Here is a 16,058-nt window from a genome sequence, read left to right on the forward strand (position 1 = left end):
TACCGTCGGCCGCGGTGTCTGGGGTGCGGCTCCCGACGGATCTGGCCGGGCCGGTCGAACTCGAACTGGCGAGGGCGGTAGAGGAGATCCCCGGCCCGGGCGCGCTGCCTGGCGGCACGAGATACGAGCCCAAGTTCGACGGGTTCAGGGCGTGCATCGTGCGCCGCGGGGACGGGGCGCGGATCTGGTCGCGGCAGCGCAAGGAGCTGACCGACCGGTTCCCCGACGTCGTGAAGGCCGCCGTACGACAGGTCCCGGATGGGGTGGTGCTGGACGGCGAGCTGGTGATCCTGGTTGACGGCCGGCTGTCGTTCGACGCGCTGCAGCGCCGCCTGGTCACCGCCCCGGCCAAGGTCCGGGGCCTGATTGCGTCGTCGCCGGCGTCGTATGTCGCGTTCGATCTGCTCTCGACCGCCGGGGTCGACCTGCGTCCGCAGCGCTGGACGGTACGCCGTACCCGGCTCGAGGTCCTGGCGAAAGGGTGGGTGCCGCCGCTGCAGCTGTCGCCGGCGACCGGCGACGTCGACGAGGCGCGGGAGTGGTTCGAGGTGCTGCCGGGCGCGATGGGCATCGAGGGCCTGGTCTGCAAGGGCGCGGCCAGCCGGTACGCCGGCGGCCGGCGCGAGTGGCTGAAGGTCAAGCACCGCGACACTCGCGAGGTCATCGTCGGCGGGGTGGTCGGACCGATCGACCGCCCGGAGGTCGTGATCGCCGGCCTCTACCGCGACGGCGCCGGTGGTGGCGCTGGTGACGCTGGTGGGGAGTTGGTGGTGGTCGGACGTACGACCGTGCTGACCGAGTCGCAGTCGCGCGAGCTCGCCGCCGTCCTTACCCCGGCCGGGCCCGGGCATCCATGGCCGGACGAGATCACCTCTTACCGGTGGGGCGGGCGGGATTCGAAGAAGCCGCTGACCAAGGTCGAGCCGCTCGTGGTCGCCGAGGTCGCGGCCGACGCCGCCACCCAGGCCGGCCAGATCCGCCACGCGATGCGGTTCGTGCGGACGCGCCCCGACCTCACACCCGGCGACCTCCCAGCCTTTTCTGCCGGCTGAACGATCCGTGCTCGCTCGCCGGGTGGGTCTGCGGGCCGTCTTTCACGATCCGTCGCGCAGGAACGAGCCGTACGGCTTCAGCAGCGCGGGATCGACGCCCTCGAGCGGGTGACAGTTCTGGCCATCGGCCCACGTCCATTGCAGGCCGCTGGCCGGCCGCCGGTAGCCGAGTGCCCACCCCGGACCGATCGGCGTCGTACGGCGCATCCTCCGCGCCGCCAGGATGCGCGCCTCGAAGTCGGCCTCGGTGAACACCTGCCCATCTCCGGGACCGCCGGCCAGCCGGATCTCGGGACCCCGGGCGGCCATCAGCCAGCCATCCGTTCGCCCTGGACTTCGATGGGCCGAAGATCCTGCCCCGGGTGCCAGCGGACGCGGCCGGTCTCGTCAAGGACCCGCGCGTACCACTCGCCGCGGTCGCGGATCCACACATCGATCGTCCCGGCCGGCTCCCACGAAGCGGCCTGGACCCGGCGTGGAGCCTCCCATCGCACACCGTCGATGCGGCGGCCGGCTGCCACCCGGTGGTTGAGCTCGTCGACCAGGTCGACCGCGGCGCCTTGCTCGAGGCCTGCCGGTGTACACCAGTCGTCGACGGCGGAGTCGTAGACCCCAAACCCGCTGCCAGCGGCTGCTCGTCGCACAGAGAACCTGGTCTCCACCTCGCCAGTATCGAACATGTGTTCGAGTAAGCCAAGAACTGGAGTGGCAACCGGCCACCCCGAACGCAACACGCCAAGTTGTTGACTACATCGCCCCGCGGCGACTGGGCGGCGATCCGGGACCGCCCTACGGCCCGGACTGCCGAACTCGCCCCCAACTCCCGATCGAGCCCGCCTTCGGGGTGCCGATCGGGCCGCCGGTCGTGGCCGTGATCCTCACAAAGTTGTCGGTGGTAGGTCTTATCCTGCTGCTGGCCCACCGATCACGACGGGCTGTGTCTGTGTCAACGCCGAGCGCTGCCGGGCCCAGATGCTCCCCCTCGAACGACCTACGGCAGCGGTGGGGGACCCAGGAAGTTGGGCCTTCGGCCGTGAGTGGCTGAGGCCCTGGGGTGAAGTCCGCGGGAGCGGACCGGGCGATGAATCCCCGCTCGAACCCGACAGCTAACTCCGCAGGCGGGTAGTCAAAGGGATCAGCTATGCCCACAACGGGGCTCACGGGCAGTTTCGGCGTGCCCGAGGATGAGCGTGATGCGGTCGCTGTGCGCGTGCAGGACAACGATCCGCAGAAATCTCAGATTGAGGTGGGGGGTAATCGGGGGTGGCGCACATACGAGGGAGAGACCCCGACGGGCGTCGTGGTCTCTCCTGACGAAGGGCTGTTCATGCCACCCGCTTCCGCCGAGCCGACCCAGGCGCCGGCGCGTGCGGGCGCGCGGTTACAACCACACGTAGATGGCCAGGACTCGGACTGGGTGAGCGCGGCCGACGACGTCGAAGGTGCCGAGCAGGTCGATCGTCTGGTCGCCGACTACAACCTGGTCACGATGCTGGCGTTCCAGAACTTCACCGGCCTGGACTTCGAGTACTTCCAGGACGAGCTGGCCAAGTACGGGATCGCGGTCATCGGCAGCTGGTGCCGCCGCGGGCTGATCTTCCACTACTGCAAGCAGCGCGGCTACGGCGGACTGCAGGCCCCGCCGGCGGGTTCGTTCGACGACCCCGGCCTGGTCGAAGACCTGGTGCTTGAGACGGTGGGTGAGTCGCTGGTGCACTTTCGCGACGACGTTCTCGTGAAGGGCCGGTGGGACTACCGGCGTGGCGCGTCGCTGCGGACGTTCTTCATCGGGCAGTGCCTGATGAGGTTCCCGAACATCTACCGGGCCTGGCGGGCGCACGATGCCCGTCCGACCACGGTGCTGCCGGTCGGCGAGTCGGTCGAGTTCCTGGACCGGCCCGATCCGAGCCCGGACCAGCTGGTGATCGACATGGTGTACGGCGAGCGGCTGCTGGAGGGCATGAGCCCGCGGGATCGCAAGATCTTCCGGCTGCTCGCCGACGGCCTGAAGCAGCAGGAGATCGCCGTCGCGCTGGGGATGACGACGAAAGCGGTCGAGCGTGCGGTGGCCAACCAGCGTGCTCGGATGCGGAGGGAGAGGGGCGCATGAGTGATCAGATCCGGATCAAGGTCGAGAGGTCGTCGCTGGGCACGAAGAAGGCGAGGGAACAGCGCCAGAGCGTGTCAGCGATCCGGGCCGCGAACGCGGTCGCCCGGGCGGCGCAGTTCCGGCAAAAACGTGCGACGAAGGATGGGGGGTAACAAGCGCCGGCGCACATACACCCAAGGTGTCCAGCCGAGTTCAACCAGAACCCGGCGTGCAGCACCAAGGAGAGCCAATCATGGCTAAGAACACCGGCAACAACCATCGCAAGGGCGCCGTCACCGGCCGGTCGCAGGTCCGCACCCCGAGTGGGTGGACCAAGCGCGACACCGGCAGCGGGCGCTTCATGGACGGCAAGGCCAACGGCAAGCCGTTCAAGGGTGTCCGCCGCGAGGCCTGACCTCGAGGCGCGCTAGAAGCCCGGGGTACCGAGAACGCCAGAATCGTCCTCGGTACCCCGAGCGTCGTAGTTTGCCAGCCCTCCCGCAGTGCCCGGCTGGCAGGAGAGGTACGGGTACGAGTCGATGTCCATCCCCACCACGGCGACCCAGCTGCTCATCGTGCTGCTGTTCGTCGTGCCCGGGTTCGTCTACCAGGGCGTGCGTGTCCACCTTCGTGGCCGGCGCCCGGCCGACGTCGACCTGTCAACCAGGCTGGTCGGTGCGATCGCCAGATCCGCGATCTTCGCCCTCGCCTACCTCGCGATCGGCGGCCAGCTCTTGGTCGATGCCGTCAACGGCACCGGCTGGCTCATCCACCACATCCGGACCGGAGCGCTGATCGCGCTCGTCGGCGGGTTCGGCATACCAGCCTTCCTGGCGCTGATCCCCGACGACAGTAAGGCCGTGAACTGGTTCCGGGAACGGTGGCCGGCGAAGTGGTTCACGAGCAGGCTGCAGTACGACGCCACCCCGACCGCCTGGGACAAGGCGTTCCAGGACCGCGGCCCGTGCTTCGTGCGGATCCTCACCGCAGAGAAGGAATGGATCGCCGGCTACTACGGCGAGAACTCCTACAGCACGTCGTTCCCGGAGAAGCACCAGCTGTTCCTCGAGTACTGCTACCAGGTCGACGAGGACGGCCGGGTCGGCCAGGTCATCCCGGACTCCGAGGGGGTGATCGTGTCGTGCGAGTCGGCGATCTCGATCGAGCTCATCGCTCTCGACAACCCGGACCAACGCACACTGGAGACGCAGAGCGAGGAGGGCCAGGTAGGCCGATGACTAAGAATCTCCCGCCCGGGCGTGGTGGCTACCGGGCCAAGACTGTCAGCAAGAAGAGCCCGAGCAAGGACAAGACGCGGGAAGAGCGGCAGTCCGTCGTCCCCCCACCCCCCAAGCCCAGCAAAGGTGGTCCCACCAGTGCCGAATGACCACAGACGAGTGATCGGCGTCGGGCCGACAGAGGAACGGGGCTGGAAGCCCCGGCCCGTGATCCGTCCGGTGCAGCCGCGGACTCCTCCGCCCCCACCACCGCCCAGTGGCGGCAAGCCCTCGAAGCAGACCGAATAGGCCAGACCACGCCCCGCCACCCGATCGAGGAAGTAGCCCCCATGCCTAACGCCACCCCGCCGCGCCGACGGATCTCCGAAGGTTGGAAGCCGTCGACGACCCCGAAGGTGACACCGCCGAAGACGCCGCCTCCGCCGCCCCCCACCAGCGGCGGTGCACCGGCCAAGAAGTAGGGGCACCCGGCAACGAGGGAGGAGGCTCCGCATCAGCGCCGGGCTACCTCATTCGGTCTAGAGCCGATTCAGCAGCTCGTCGTCCCGCCGTACCGGGTCGTGGTGCGGCGCCGGGCGACGCGACACCTGACCAGTTGCAGGCGCTTGTCAAGAAGATGAACAAGCGACGCCACCACCCGGTCGACGTCGGCGACGTACTGGCTGCCGACCTTGAGCTCCCTCCCGCGCGGCACGGTCCAGTTGCCGGCCTCTCCAGCGAGCGGCAGCCCGCACACCGGGACGTTGAGCTGACACGGCGAGCATGTGCGATCGGACAGGGATGAGGGCCCCGGCGTCCGGGGCCCTCGCGTCAGTGGAGGTGGATGTGGATCTCGACGAGGTTCGGAAGCAGGGCCGAGATGAGGACCAAGGCCGCGTATCCAGCGCACCGGATTCGGCGTCGCACCGGCAACGGTGTGGGGTAGGCGCAGCGCCGGACGACCCGCTGAGAGCGGTGTGGACGGGGACGATGCCGTGTTGTCGGTGGGCGCGGGGCCCGGATGTGTGCAAGCATTTGTGTGTTCTCCTTGTTGGTTCCTAGCCCGCCGGGAGATGACTGAAGGGTCGGTCTAGCCACCGGCCCTTCTGCCTTGTTGAGGCTCAGGATGACAGCCCGCAGCCTCTTCGGGAACATCTGCGGGGTGGAGCTATCCGTTGCTGCATCTAGCTTCTGACTCTCCGAATTCCCTAGAGAACTGCGATATATGCACATCCGAATTCCGGACGTGCTGTATTTAGCCGCCTATTGCGGACTCCTCTTTCAGCGCGCACACTCCAGTCATGGCGAACTATGAGTGCGCGATTTGCGGGGCGGAGACCAGGGTCTCTCGCACCACGGTGCTGGGCGGTACGACTGCTCGTCGTGAGCGAATCTGTGCCGGCCCGGAGCAGCACACGACCTTCACGGTGGAGAGGCCGGAGGAGCCTGAGCTGCTAGTGGTACGGGCTTCAGGCGACGTTGAGCCGTTCGACCGGCGCAACAAGCTCGAGTACAGCATTCGGCTGGCGGCCGTGAGCACCATCAGCCGCGACCCGCAGATCACCAAGATCGCCGACGCAGTGCTCCGCCGCCTCGACCCCCAGCCGCGGCGGCCTATCCCGACCGTCGTCATCGGTGATGCGGTTCTGACGGAACTCAAGACCGCTGCCCCGCTGGCCGCGATCCGGTACGCGACAACCTTTCTCGGCAAACGCGGCCGGATCAAGAACTCCGAAGACCTAGCCACCTGGATCACGACGAATGTCCTCCCGAACGGCGTCCCAGAGGCCCGCAATCCATCCCGTCCGGTCTTCGTCATCAAACGCCGCAAAGCGACCGAGCCGACCGGCCAGGGCGAGGACTTCAGCCTGATCAAGCTGTGGTGGGCAGTGAAGCGGGCCACGCGAGGCCTGGGCCTCAACGGAAAGGACTACGACGCAGCGGAGTACGAGACGGCACTCGGCAGCGTAGCCGCGTATGTCTTGGCTCAGTTGCACGGGCAACCCATCGTCACAAGCGGGCAAATCTCGGCAGAGGTCCTGCGAGTACTGCGCAGCGTCTCCCCACTGGCCGCTCTTCGCTACTCGATCCCCATGAAGAGCTACACCACCGCAGAGGCATTCCTGGACGAATGCGTGAGCCTCACGCAGTATCCGCCGGCGCCAATCGACCTTGGTCCGTACGCAGAGGCCGGTGCAGCACTGGCCGAGGAGGTGCGCAAGTGGAGCGCCAGCTGACCGCCGGACTGGCCGCCAGCCGGCAGCGGTGGATCTCCACCCACCTCGGTCCGATGAGCTGGGCGGGCACTCGCCTGACCAGCGGCGGCCAGCTGTATCCGATTGGGGATGCCCTGATCGCGGACACCAGATGGGCCGAGGATCTAGATCGGGTGCGTGAGGCGCCCCAGCTGGCCAGGATGGCCGGCGTGGGGCAGGTGTTCGTGGGCGCTGGCCGCGGTCATTGCAGCCGCGCGGTGCACAGCAAGGAAGTCTCCGAGATCGCCGCAAACCTGGCCGCTGGCCTGGGACTGCGCGTTGAGCTCGCGGCCGCGATCGGTCTGGCTCACGACTGTGGACACCCCCCGTTGTCACACGTAGGTGAGGCCGTCATCCGGCAGCACTGGCCAGCCTTCAACCACGCCGATTACGCCGCGGATTTCGCACTGGAACCCCTCAACCTCACCGCTGAGACCCTGCTGGGCGTCCGGAACCACTCCTGGTCGACGCGCAGTTCTGGGTCGGCCGAAGCAGAGATTGTGCGGTGGGCCGATCGAATCGCTTACCTGACCAGGGACCGGGCCGACGCGATCGCTCTCGGGATCGCCCAGGCCGACGACCTGCCGGTAGAGATTCGAACTGAGCTGGGTACGACGTACGCCGAGCAACGTGCAGCCCTTGAAACTGCGGTCACCCAGGCAAGCCGACGTACCGGGTTCATCTCGATGGAAGACCCAGCAGCAGTCGCGATGGCGCACCTTCGGCAGCACAACTACGACACCTTCTACGTGTCGATCCCGGTGCAGAGCCAGGCCGAGCTCGTCGCACGAGCCATGGGGCGCGCGCTCGTGCGTGTAGGAAGGTCGCTCGGGATCACCCGATCCCTGTCGGAGGTAGCCTGCCTGCGCGTCATCCAGGATCTGATGACCATGGACGACGCAACGCTGCTGGCGTACGCCGACCAGCCGACCGTCCCGTTCGCCTTCGTTGGCGCGGCCGCTTAGAGGAAGCACCATCATCCAGAGGCGGTGGTCAGAAGTACTTTCCGAAGTCGGGGGTTCGGCGGCGGGCTTCGCCGGGGGTTCGCTCAGGGATTGCTGCGGGGCTGTCGAAGGCGTCGAGGTTGATGTTGTAGACGTTGCGATACCTGCGGATGCTGAAGGCCTCGGTGGTGGCTAGTGCGCGTCGCCGTACGGTGATGAGGCCGCCGGCCTCGAGCTCGTTCAGCCCGCGGCTGCGGGTCTCTTCGGACAGTTGGAAGGTCTCGGCGGCGTAGTCGGGGGCGATCCACACGGTGGTGTCCTCGGCTCTGTTGGCGCCGAGTTGGGTGTAGAGGATGATCAGCATGCCGAGTGCGGCGGGGCTAAGGACGGCCATCCAGCCCGATCTCCACAAGCCGCCGGGCAGGCGGATGTAGCGGTGGACGGAGGCGGCTTCGAAGTTGTGGCGGAGCCGGTTATAGGACTCGCCGGGCAGGCGATAGGGCCTACCGTCGCCGAGTTCGGACATCATCCGGACGGTGTTCGGGCCGCCGACGTTTTGGACCACCTCGACGTACCGGTTGCGTTCGAGCCACTTGATGGCGTCGGAGACGCGGCGTGTGCCGGCGGTGGTGGGGTTTTCCAGATCGAGTAGTTGTGCCCATGCGCGTGCTGGGTAGGTGACTTCGTGCGGGGGAGCGGCGGCCAGGTACAGCATGCTCAGGTAGAGCCGGAGCCGGACGCTACCGCCGCGGCCGCCGCGCAGCATCTGAGCCAGCGGCGTGATCGCCGGCAGAGGCCGGGCGATGTCCTCGGGAAGCAGGTCGAAATCTGGCAGTTCCGCGAATGCCCGCCGAAGTGGTAGATGGGCGCGCTCGTGTACCCGAAGCGAGAGGTCTCTTGCGGCCGCCAGGGCTTCCTCGCTGGGTCGCCGTACACCGTCGCGCGATCGGGACGCGGACTGGCGGTCGACGAGCGTTGCTTGGGGCTGATCCACCCCCGGCGCGTTACGGTAATTATGCGACATTACAAGTCATCCTATAGGTCAATGTATAGACGATCCTGTCACCCCTACACTAACGTAGGGGTGACAGTGGGTACAAGTGGCCCTAACCCCGGCACAAGCGCAGGGGTCTTCGTGCACACTACCGCTTGCCTGACCAGCCGATCCGTGGTAGACTGGTAGTAATGGGTTGCTGATGCCCGCACGGCCTGGTTGTGGTCCAGGTAGCGGCGAGGCAGATAGCGCGACCCTAGGTAGGGAAACGGGGCCAGACCCGTCAGCGTGCGACGAGGCGAAATGCCTAAAACCGCTGCTGGTCAGGCAACCCGGGGTGTGGCCGCACGGCTATATCGCCTTCGGGTGTGAGTGTGCCTCCGGGCACTCCGGGCCGCGAACCTACTGGCAGAGGGCCTCGCTAATGCGAGGCCCTCTGTCTTTTGCTCGGGCGAGTACGAACTCCTTCACCACAGGTGCGGTCCATCGGGGTCATCGACGGTGTGCTCGACCACGTAGCTCCACGACCGGCCGCCCGACCTAACCTCGCACAGGATGCGGAACGTCCGGCCGGCAAGCTCGGAGGCGTGATAAACCCACAAACCACAGCCAACGGTGCTGCCGGCCGCCGTCGCGGGAAGGTCGTACGTCGGGCTGTACTCGTGCCGATACGGGTCGGCCGGTCCTGGACCGAGACCAGCGAACAGCTTGTTGAGGTACTCGTTTGGCACCGTGAGTTTCGCTGAGTCGAAGGCGACCGGACACCACAGATCGACCGGGATCCAGCCCTGCTCGGGGATCGCCCCGAACTCCAACCGCAAGGCCGGCTTCGACTGCTCGTGCACCTGGTCCTCGAGCAGCAGCCGGGAGCGCTCGGCTTCTTCCGCCTGCTTGTAGGTGGCCCGCCAGGACAAACCGGACAGCACCAGGGCCGCCAACGCGATTACCAGCGTGAAGATGTTGAAGACCATGCCGAGCACGATGACTCATTCCGGTCCACCGGACCAAGCTGTGACGATGTGGATCGGGGCGCCCACAAAGATCCGGGTCCCCTGCGCCAACAGGAGACCCGGTAGGACCGTGGCCGCCAACCCAACATCGACAACCTCGGAGGCACCCAGCAAGTGGGTGCCCAGTAAGAGTCGACCCTGAGGTCGAGGAATAGCTCGATCTGGGACGATCTCGGACGGAACACACGCCAACAGGGCGCAACATAAAACCTTCGTGCGCTACCCCCTCAGTGGCTACCGCCGCTGCGTGCGCTACCCCCTCAGTGGCTACCGCCGCCACGCATCTCGAATGCTTTCCAAGAAAAGTGGGCGGAGGTCGTGCACCAAATCCTGTGGCCCAGGTCACACTTCGCTCAGATGTTCGACGTCGAGTCCCGCTTGAGGACCGCCGGACCGAGTCGACCTTTCTAGATAGGTGTGTGCTGATAACTCTTGATTGTCGGCCACTTGACAGGCACCAGATCGAGTCTGGTCACGCGCCTGTAGTCCCGACTAGCGTTGTTCACGCCGCGTCTTGCAGGGACCTATCCGTACGGAGCGCCAACTCCGAGGGCCTCTTGCCCGATGTGCACGCCAACCCACATCGGCGTCTCGATGAGTCGGTTCGTACAGCTGATTCACCGAGTCGCCCAACTTCAAGGAGCTTTTGGTGTCTCGAAGCATTAGCATTCCTGAGCCTCGGCGAAGGCCGGGGCCGGTGGTCGTGGTGATCATCTACCTGGGGCTCTTCTACAGCCTGCTTGGCGCGGCGGCCGGCGCCTCGGTCTGGTACGCCGATGGCACGGTCCAGTTGGCCGCGGTCTCGGCGTTGACCGCGGCTGCGATCGAGATGGCCCGGCGGCTTGTCGTGTACGTCCAGCGCTGTTCGGTGGTGAAGGTATGACGACCGAGCAGGTGGAGGGGAACTACTTCAGCTGGTCGTTGTCGACCAGTTCGAATGCGGTGCAGAACTTCGCGGCCCGCCTGCGCGACGAGAAGGAGCGGGCCGAGCTCTCGTTCCGGGAGATCGCGGCCCACGGGTACCGCGACCACTCCCAGATGGTCCGGGCGGCGAAGGGCAAGGTGCTGCCGACCTGGGAGGTCACCCAGGCCTTCCTGCTGGCCTGCGGGGTTGCGCGGCACAACCTGGGGCCGTGGCGGGTGTTCTGGGTCGCTACCCGCAACTTCCTGGCGGCTGAGCAGTACTTGCGCAAGGCCAGCATGGAGCTGGCGGTGGACTCGTCGGTCGCACGGCGTGGCTCCGGCCTTCGCCTCACCAAGGACTGGCTGGAGGTGAAGAAGGCCAACACCCCGGCCCAGCTCGGGCTAGCGCTGCGGCACCTGCTGGAGCACTACGGCTTGTCCTCCACGCGTCAGGCCGCGCAGGCGACCGGGGTGCCGAAGTCCACGCTGTCTGACTGGCTTGATGGCAACCGGGTGCCGTCGGCCGTCCGGCTCGACGAGTTGCTGCTGCGTGTCGGCGCCACTCAGACAGCCCAGTTCGAGTTCGGGAAGTGCCTGGACCGGATCCGGGAACGGCGCTGGTCGCAGAGCGCGGTCGACCAGTTGAAGGCGCTGTATCCCCGTCTAAGCCGGTCGGCGCTGGTCTGGAAGCTGGGCAGGTCCGAGGACGCGATCCGGGAGAAGGTCCAGGAGCTCGGCCTGGCCCCGTGGCCGGCGGCCAGCTGACCTGCAACTCCCTGAGGGCCCCGGCGACGGCTGGGGTCCTTGCCGTTCACCGAGACCGCAGGCCCCGGTGATAACCGCCATTCTCACCGGTACCCGCCCGTCGGCGACCTGGGTCCGCCGCTCAGACCGGCCCGACACGCCCGGCGTGACCCGGACCGCGAATCCGCCGTTATCACCGGGTACCGGGCGCCGGGTCGCGTCGGAGCGTCGGCGCCCGGCCCTACCGTGACAGTCATGCATCCGCCTACGCTCTCGCCCAGAACCGGGACCCCGGCGGCGACCTCCTGGCCGCCGGTACGGCCGCGATGAGCCCGGCCGCGCCCGCCCTGCCCGGCGAGCACCCGATGGCCGGCCAGGTGCGCGACTTCCTCGCCGATTGCGAGTTCGCCGGCAAGACGGCGCACACGATCCGCGCCTACCGCGGCGACCTGGCCCAGCTCGCCGCGCACACCGACCGCGACGTGACCGGCGTCGACGCCGGCGTGCTGCGGTCGTGGGCGGCGTCGATCGCCGACCTGGCCACGTCGACCCGGGCGCGCAAGCAGGCCGCAGTCGCCGCCTTCTGCCGCTGGGCCGTGCGGCACGAGCTGATCGACGCCAACCCGATGGACCGCTTCGACCGGGTCGCCGTCCCGGACGGCGTACCGCGCCCGGTCGACCCGGCCCGGATCGACCGCGTCATCGCGGCCATCCCGAGACCCAAGCAGCGCGATCGGCTGCTGTTCGAGTTCCTGAAGGCCACCGGCACCCGGGTGAGCGAGGCCCTCGGGGTATACGTCGAGGATCTCGACCTCACCGCGGGCAACGAGCACGTCCTGGTCCACGGCAAGGGCGGCCGGGTCCGGATCCTGCTCCTGGACGATCAGCAGTTGGTGAACCGGATCCGCCGGTTCCTGCGGGAAACCGGCATCACCCACGGCCCGCTGTTCCGCGCGAGCAGGAACTGGACCGGGCGGGCGCTGACCTACTCGACCGTGCAGGAACTGTGGGCCGGCTACCGCGAGCTCGCCGGCGAACCGGGCCTCGAGCTCCACCAGTTGCGGCACACCCATGCCACCGAGCTCACCAACGACGGCGTCTCCGCGCGCACCATCCAGAAGCGCCTCGGGCACCGCAAACTGCAGACCACGCTGGTGTACGCCGACCACTCCGACGCCACCGCCGACGCTGAGCTACGCGCTCGCCAGCGGCGTCGTGCGCGACACCGGCCTCGGCAGGTGTGAAGGGACTACAGAAAAGCTATAGAGCCGGGTACTCTTGTGGTGCTCGGGGCAGTAGCCCTGGAGAAGTGGACCCGGCAGCCTTCCGGACGGTTGGTGAGCCGGGTTTCGCGCGTCTAGGCGCTGAAATCAGAGCTCGACCAGATCGCAGTACGGCGCAACCAGTTGCCGCCACTCACCACCCTTGGCCCACGACCACGCGATCGCGTCCGGGATCCACAGCAGCGGGTCGAGGTGAGGCGCGAGCAACTCGTACTGCAGCGTGTCCACGCAACCATGTGCGCGGACCGCGCGGTACAGCACCTGCTTGTCGAACTCGAGCCGGGACTCATCGCGCTCGATCACCAGCCGCTCGGCGACGCCGGCGGCGTCCTCGACGATCGCGTTCAGGCAGCTCTCCCGGCCGGCTCGGTCCTCCGATGGCGTGGCGTAGAGCTTCACGTCCAGACCGAAGCCCTCGATCACCGCCAGGATCTTGCGCTGGCGCGCAGCGGACTCCTTGAAGAAGTGCAGCCGCCGCTGCCGCGGCAGCAGCAGGCCCTTCATCGCACGGCGGTGCGCGTTGACGTCGCCGGCCAGACAAGCAGCCGCGGCCATCAGCAGACCACGGGACTTGTTCTCGTCGACGAACACGTGCGAGGGCATGGGCAGCACTGTAGAGCCGTTTCCAGACACCACGAGTTCGCGACCGGCGGTCGGGTTGTTGCGGAGCCACGAGTACGGCGCGGCAGCGAGCTGAGCACCGTGACAGGCTGGGGACATGACTGCTGGCCTGGAGACTGAATCGACGCGCTGGATCATTCACGACGAGCGGGTTGTTGACGACACCCGTAAGACCCGTTTGCACATCGCCAAGGTTGAGCTGCCTGACGGGGTGGAGTTCGAGCAGTACGTCCTCAGGTGCCCACGAGCAGCAATGGTGCTCGCCGTCGACGATCAGGATCGAGTCCTACTGATGTGGCGGCACCGGTTCATCATTGACCGCTGGTGCTGGGAATTGCCCGGCGGGTATGTCGACGACGAGGAAGACATCGAGGCCGCCGCCGGTCGCGAACTACTCGAGGAGACAGGCTGGCGTGCCGAACGGCTCGAGGAGCTGGTGACGTACCAGCCGATGGTGGGAATCGCCGACCATGAGTGCGTGGTCTACCTTGCAGAAGATGTCACGCAGGCCACCGACGCGCGAGACCCCAATGAGGCTGAGTCGTTGGCCTGGGTTCCGCTCACGGAGGCACTTGGGATGGTGCGTTCGAAGGAGATTGTGGGGGCTGCGACAGTCACTGCCTTGCTGGCGTTGCATGCCCGGCGACTTGAGTCGCGGCCGGTGTCCTGAGGTATCGAACGCGTTTGCAGAAGTCCGCAACGCCCGGGTGAGCTTTGTGCGGCGCGAGCAGGGACGCCACCTCTCGCAGGTAGTGGTGAACGCGTGTGGACTGCATCTCAGCAGAGAGCCGAAGAGCCTCAGTCCCGGCTGTCAGCGACTGATCGATGTCACCAAGCCGAGCCTGCCCTTGAGCCAGCAGAGTCAGGTTGAAGACCCGGCCGCGCTCGAAGCCGGGGACCATGTCGAGTGACCGTTCTGCGAACCGCACTGTGTGTGTGCCATCGCCTAGCTCGCGGAAGACGTGGCCGAACTTCGCGCTCAGATACGCCTCATCGAGGTACGCGAGGTAGGTCGGACCGCTGAGGCGATCTGCTTTGTCGAGCTCGCGCTCGGCTCGCGACAGGGTGGCGGCGACGTCGGCAGAGGCTCCGAGCTGGGCGAGCCCTTGTGCTTCGAGTACGGCGGCTTCCGCGACGAGGTGCTGTTGCCCGGACCGGTGGCCTGACACAGCAGCTGCCTGGGCGTACTGGACGGCGTCCTGGCCCTGGCCGAGGTAGGTGGCTTGGTGGGCCATTGCCGCGAGGATCTCCCCAGCGAGAGCTTCATCCCCTGCTTCGCGGGCTAAGGCGATGCCCTGAGTGAGGTACTTCTGCGACAGTCCGTGCATGCCGCTGTCGTAGGCCATCCAGCCGGCGAGCTGGGTCATCTCGGCGGCGACGGTGACTAGTGCCTTTCCGGTCGCAGCGTCGTACCGCCCACGCCTCAAGAGTGGCGCGACTTCGTGGTGAAGGGTGCGAACGAGCTTCTCGCGGACTGCGCCCCCACCGCTGCGGTTGTCTGAACGGCGGTACGCGGCGGCGAGGTCCTGGAGCATCTCAACATCGCTCATTCCGACGCGGACGGTTCCACTTAGGCGGCTGGTGTTGGTCGGGCTTCCAGCAGTCTGAAGCAGACCTTGGCCGCCGGTCAGGCCGTAGCCAACGAAAAGTGATGTGCGTAAGAACTCTCGACGCTCCACGTCGTGCTCCCAAAGGGTCGTCACCGTATCGATGGTCTGCCCGAGGTTGGCGCCGATCTGGAGAGCGAACTTAGGGTCACCACTCGCGCCTGCACTCGCAAGTCCCAGGGCGACCGCGCTGGTGCCGTACACCTTGCAGAGCAGTTTCGTGTAGTAGTGATCAGGGCTCGCGTGGCCGTTCTCCCAGCGGGAGATTAGCTGCCGTATCGAGGCCCAGCCGGGCAGGTGGTCGCCTGCGTCCTCAGCTGTTTTGACCAGCTGGTGAAACAGTGCGGCCTGACTCCACCCTCTCGCGCTGCGAGCCGCCTGCAGCCGGTTCTCCATGGGTCGTTACCCCTCGTTACCTGTTTCGCTCGGTGAGCGACTGGTTGCCTGGAGCCATGTTCACATGGCAGGGCATCTACGATCGCCAATCGCGCGGCGAGGTCACGGCTGTTTGGTACCTCGACGCGGCCGGGTGTCGTGCCAATCGCGAACCGTCGCCGGCCGCCATGCGGGAGAACGACCGAAATGCCTGTCGGGCTTCGGTGCCTGGTCGCGGGAGACGTAGCTATTCCAGGTGTCACGCGAGACCGGTGCGCCCTCGTGAGCGAGGTAGCGCAGTACGTCGTCAACAGACCACCAGTCTGTTGGCAGGGCGTCATTCGTGGGGTTCATCAATACAAGCCTAGCTAGATCGAACTCTTGCCGGAATACAAGCTCAACCTGTACGTTCGAATACAAGTTCAACGTGTATTTGCCGTCTGGAGCTGGAGACCCGGCGGCAGACCGAAACTGGAAGGACTACCCGCCGTGACCGTTCGACCCAAGCTCACGACCGATGAGCTCGACCGCGCTCAGGCCAACCTCGCCGCCGCTGTACGCCGCGCCGGCGGATCATTCCCGTGCCGCGGCGCGTCCGCTTGGACCCAGGAGGTCCAGACGCCGTACGACTCGCTCGAGCTGATCGCCGAGTGCCACTCGTGCCCGGTGTTCATCGAGTGCTCCGCCCTGGCCCGGGTCACTCCGGCCCGCGACAAGGCCCACACGGTCATGGCCGGAGTCCGGTACAACGCCGCCGGCCGACCCGTTGACCTTGGCGCCCAGATCCGCAACCAGGCCCGGGACGCCGCGCTCGCTGCCGCGGTCGGGCTGGAGGGCGCCGCGTGAACCGTTGCTGCTGGTGCCGCTACCGGCGCCTCTACCGCCGTCCCGCTGCAGCTGCTCGAGCTGCTCGCCGGCACCGCTGCACCGACCCCGTCCCCCACCCCCGAGAAGGGATCAACTG

Annotated in this window: 19 protein-coding genes and 1 riboswitch; of the genes, 13 read left to right on the plus strand and 6 right to left on the minus strand. The window is 67.0% G+C overall.

Features of this window, described 5'->3' with window-relative positions:
- Nucleotides 1–14 precede the first annotated feature (14 nt).
- Complete coding sequence (locus ACQPYZ_RS36185) at nt 15–1,052, plus strand: ATP-dependent DNA ligase (protein WP_433169927.1); 1,038 nt, start codon at nt 15–17, stop codon at nt 1,050–1,052.
- Nucleotides 1,053–1,094: 42 nt separating this feature from the next.
- Here the strand turns inward: ACQPYZ_RS36185 and ACQPYZ_RS36190 are convergent, their stop codons facing one another.
- Nucleotides 1,095–1,361: a hypothetical protein gene (locus ACQPYZ_RS36190; RefSeq protein WP_433169929.1), complete on the minus strand. Its 267-nt coding sequence runs from the start codon at nt 1,359–1,361 to the stop codon at nt 1,095–1,097.
- Nucleotides 1,361–1,714: a hypothetical protein gene (locus ACQPYZ_RS36195; protein ID WP_433169931.1), complete on the minus strand. Its 354-nt coding sequence runs from the start codon at nt 1,712–1,714 to the stop codon at nt 1,361–1,363. The genes ACQPYZ_RS36190 and ACQPYZ_RS36195 overlap by 1 nt, the downstream gene beginning before the upstream one ends.
- Before the next feature lie 308 nt (nt 1,715–2,022).
- Nucleotides 2,023–2,189: riboswitch (cyclic di-AMP (ydaO/yuaA leader) on the plus strand.
- 280 nt (nt 2,190–2,469) lie between these two features.
- Here ACQPYZ_RS36195 and ACQPYZ_RS36200 point away from each other — a divergent pair.
- The 7 genes from ACQPYZ_RS36200 to ACQPYZ_RS36230 all read left to right on the plus strand — a co-directional run bounded on the left by ACQPYZ_RS36200 (nt 2,470) and on the right by ACQPYZ_RS36230 (nt 7,578).
- The gene (locus ACQPYZ_RS36200) at nt 2,470–3,162 is read left to right on the plus strand and encodes an RNA polymerase sigma factor (RefSeq protein ID WP_433169871.1); all 693 of its coding nucleotides are present in this window, start codon (nt 2,470–2,472) and stop codon (nt 3,160–3,162) included.
- Nucleotides 3,159–3,314 carry a hypothetical protein gene (locus ACQPYZ_RS36205; protein ID WP_433169872.1) on the plus strand — a complete coding sequence of 52 codons (156 nt, stop codon included), beginning with the start codon at nt 3,159–3,161 and terminating at the stop codon, nt 3,312–3,314. The genes ACQPYZ_RS36200 and ACQPYZ_RS36205 overlap by 4 nt, the downstream gene beginning before the upstream one ends.
- Nucleotides 3,315–3,394: 80 nt before the next feature.
- Entirely contained in the window at nt 3,395–3,556 is a 162-nt protein-coding gene (locus ACQPYZ_RS36210) for a hypothetical protein (RefSeq protein ID WP_433169874.1), read from the plus strand.
- A gap of 124 nt (nt 3,557–3,680) precedes the next feature.
- Complete coding sequence (locus ACQPYZ_RS36215; protein ID WP_433169876.1) at nt 3,681–4,379, plus strand: DUF6338 family protein; 699 nt, start codon at nt 3,681–3,683, stop codon at nt 4,377–4,379.
- Nucleotides 4,376–4,528, plus strand: a complete 153-nt coding sequence (locus ACQPYZ_RS36220; RefSeq protein WP_433169878.1) for a hypothetical protein — start codon at nt 4,376–4,378, stop codon at nt 4,526–4,528. The genes ACQPYZ_RS36215 and ACQPYZ_RS36220 overlap by 4 nt, the downstream gene beginning before the upstream one ends.
- A 1,131-nt stretch (nt 4,529–5,659) precedes the next feature.
- Entirely contained in the window at nt 5,660–6,595 is a 936-nt protein-coding gene (locus tag ACQPYZ_RS36225; protein ID WP_433169880.1) for a hypothetical protein, read from the plus strand.
- A complete protein-coding gene (locus ACQPYZ_RS36230; RefSeq protein ID WP_433169882.1) occupies nt 6,580–7,578 on the plus strand; it encodes an HD domain-containing protein in 999 nt (332 codons plus the stop codon). The genes ACQPYZ_RS36225 and ACQPYZ_RS36230 overlap by 16 nt, the downstream gene beginning before the upstream one ends.
- Nucleotides 7,579–7,606: 28 nt before the next feature.
- Here ACQPYZ_RS36230 and ACQPYZ_RS36235 read toward each other — a convergent pair whose 3' ends face one another.
- Both ACQPYZ_RS36235 and ACQPYZ_RS36240 read right to left on the minus strand, forming a co-directional pair.
- Nucleotides 7,607–8,551, minus strand: coding sequence for a hypothetical protein (locus ACQPYZ_RS36235; protein ID WP_433169884.1), 945 nt, complete (start codon nt 8,549–8,551; stop codon nt 7,607–7,609).
- Between the two features lie 467 nt (nt 8,552–9,018).
- Nucleotides 9,019–9,522 (minus strand): hypothetical protein, encoded by a 504-nt coding sequence (locus ACQPYZ_RS36240; RefSeq protein WP_433169886.1) that lies wholly within the window; start codon nt 9,520–9,522, stop codon nt 9,019–9,021.
- A gap of 688 nt (nt 9,523–10,210) precedes the next feature.
- Here ACQPYZ_RS36240 and ACQPYZ_RS36245 point away from each other — a divergent pair.
- From ACQPYZ_RS36245 to ACQPYZ_RS36255, 3 genes are all read left to right on the plus strand, one after another.
- The gene (locus tag ACQPYZ_RS36245; protein ID WP_433169887.1) at nt 10,211–10,444 is read left to right on the plus strand and encodes a hypothetical protein; all 234 of its coding nucleotides are present in this window, start codon (nt 10,211–10,213) and stop codon (nt 10,442–10,444) included.
- Nucleotides 10,441–11,229, plus strand: a complete 789-nt coding sequence (locus tag ACQPYZ_RS36250; RefSeq protein WP_433169888.1) for a helix-turn-helix domain-containing protein — start codon at nt 10,441–10,443, stop codon at nt 11,227–11,229. The genes ACQPYZ_RS36245 and ACQPYZ_RS36250 overlap by 4 nt, the downstream gene beginning before the upstream one ends.
- 305 nt (nt 11,230–11,534) lie before the next feature.
- Nucleotides 11,535–12,452: a tyrosine-type recombinase/integrase gene (locus tag ACQPYZ_RS36255; protein ID WP_433169890.1), complete on the plus strand. Its 918-nt coding sequence runs from the start codon at nt 11,535–11,537 to the stop codon at nt 12,450–12,452.
- A 126-nt stretch (nt 12,453–12,578) separates the two neighbouring features.
- Here the strand turns inward: ACQPYZ_RS36255 and ACQPYZ_RS36260 are convergent, their stop codons facing one another.
- Nucleotides 12,579–13,094 (minus strand): hypothetical protein, encoded by a 516-nt coding sequence (locus tag ACQPYZ_RS36260; protein ID WP_433169891.1) that lies wholly within the window; start codon nt 13,092–13,094, stop codon nt 12,579–12,581.
- Between the two features lie 115 nt (nt 13,095–13,209).
- Between ACQPYZ_RS36260 and ACQPYZ_RS36265 the strand changes: the two genes are divergently transcribed.
- Nucleotides 13,210–13,782 (plus strand): NUDIX domain-containing protein, encoded by a 573-nt coding sequence (locus ACQPYZ_RS36265; RefSeq protein ID WP_433169893.1) that lies wholly within the window; start codon nt 13,210–13,212, stop codon nt 13,780–13,782.
- On the opposite strand, the gene ACQPYZ_RS36270 is transcribed toward ACQPYZ_RS36265, so the two are convergent.
- Entirely contained in the window at nt 13,727–15,115 is a 1,389-nt protein-coding gene (locus ACQPYZ_RS36270; protein ID WP_433169894.1) for a helix-turn-helix transcriptional regulator, read from the minus strand. The genes ACQPYZ_RS36265 and ACQPYZ_RS36270 overlap by 56 nt on opposite strands.
- Nucleotides 15,116–15,583: 468 nt before the next feature.
- Between ACQPYZ_RS36270 and ACQPYZ_RS36275 the strand changes: the two genes are divergently transcribed.
- On the plus strand, nt 15,584–15,940 hold the full coding sequence (locus ACQPYZ_RS36275) for a hypothetical protein (RefSeq protein ID WP_433169896.1): 357 nt from the start codon (nt 15,584–15,586) through the stop codon (nt 15,938–15,940).
- The last annotated feature ends 118 nt before the right edge of the window (nt 15,941–16,058 follow it).

Source organism: Kribbella sp. CA-247076 (assembly GCF_050942445.1).
Lineage (GTDB): Bacteria > Actinomycetota > Actinomycetes > Propionibacteriales > Kribbellaceae > Kribbella.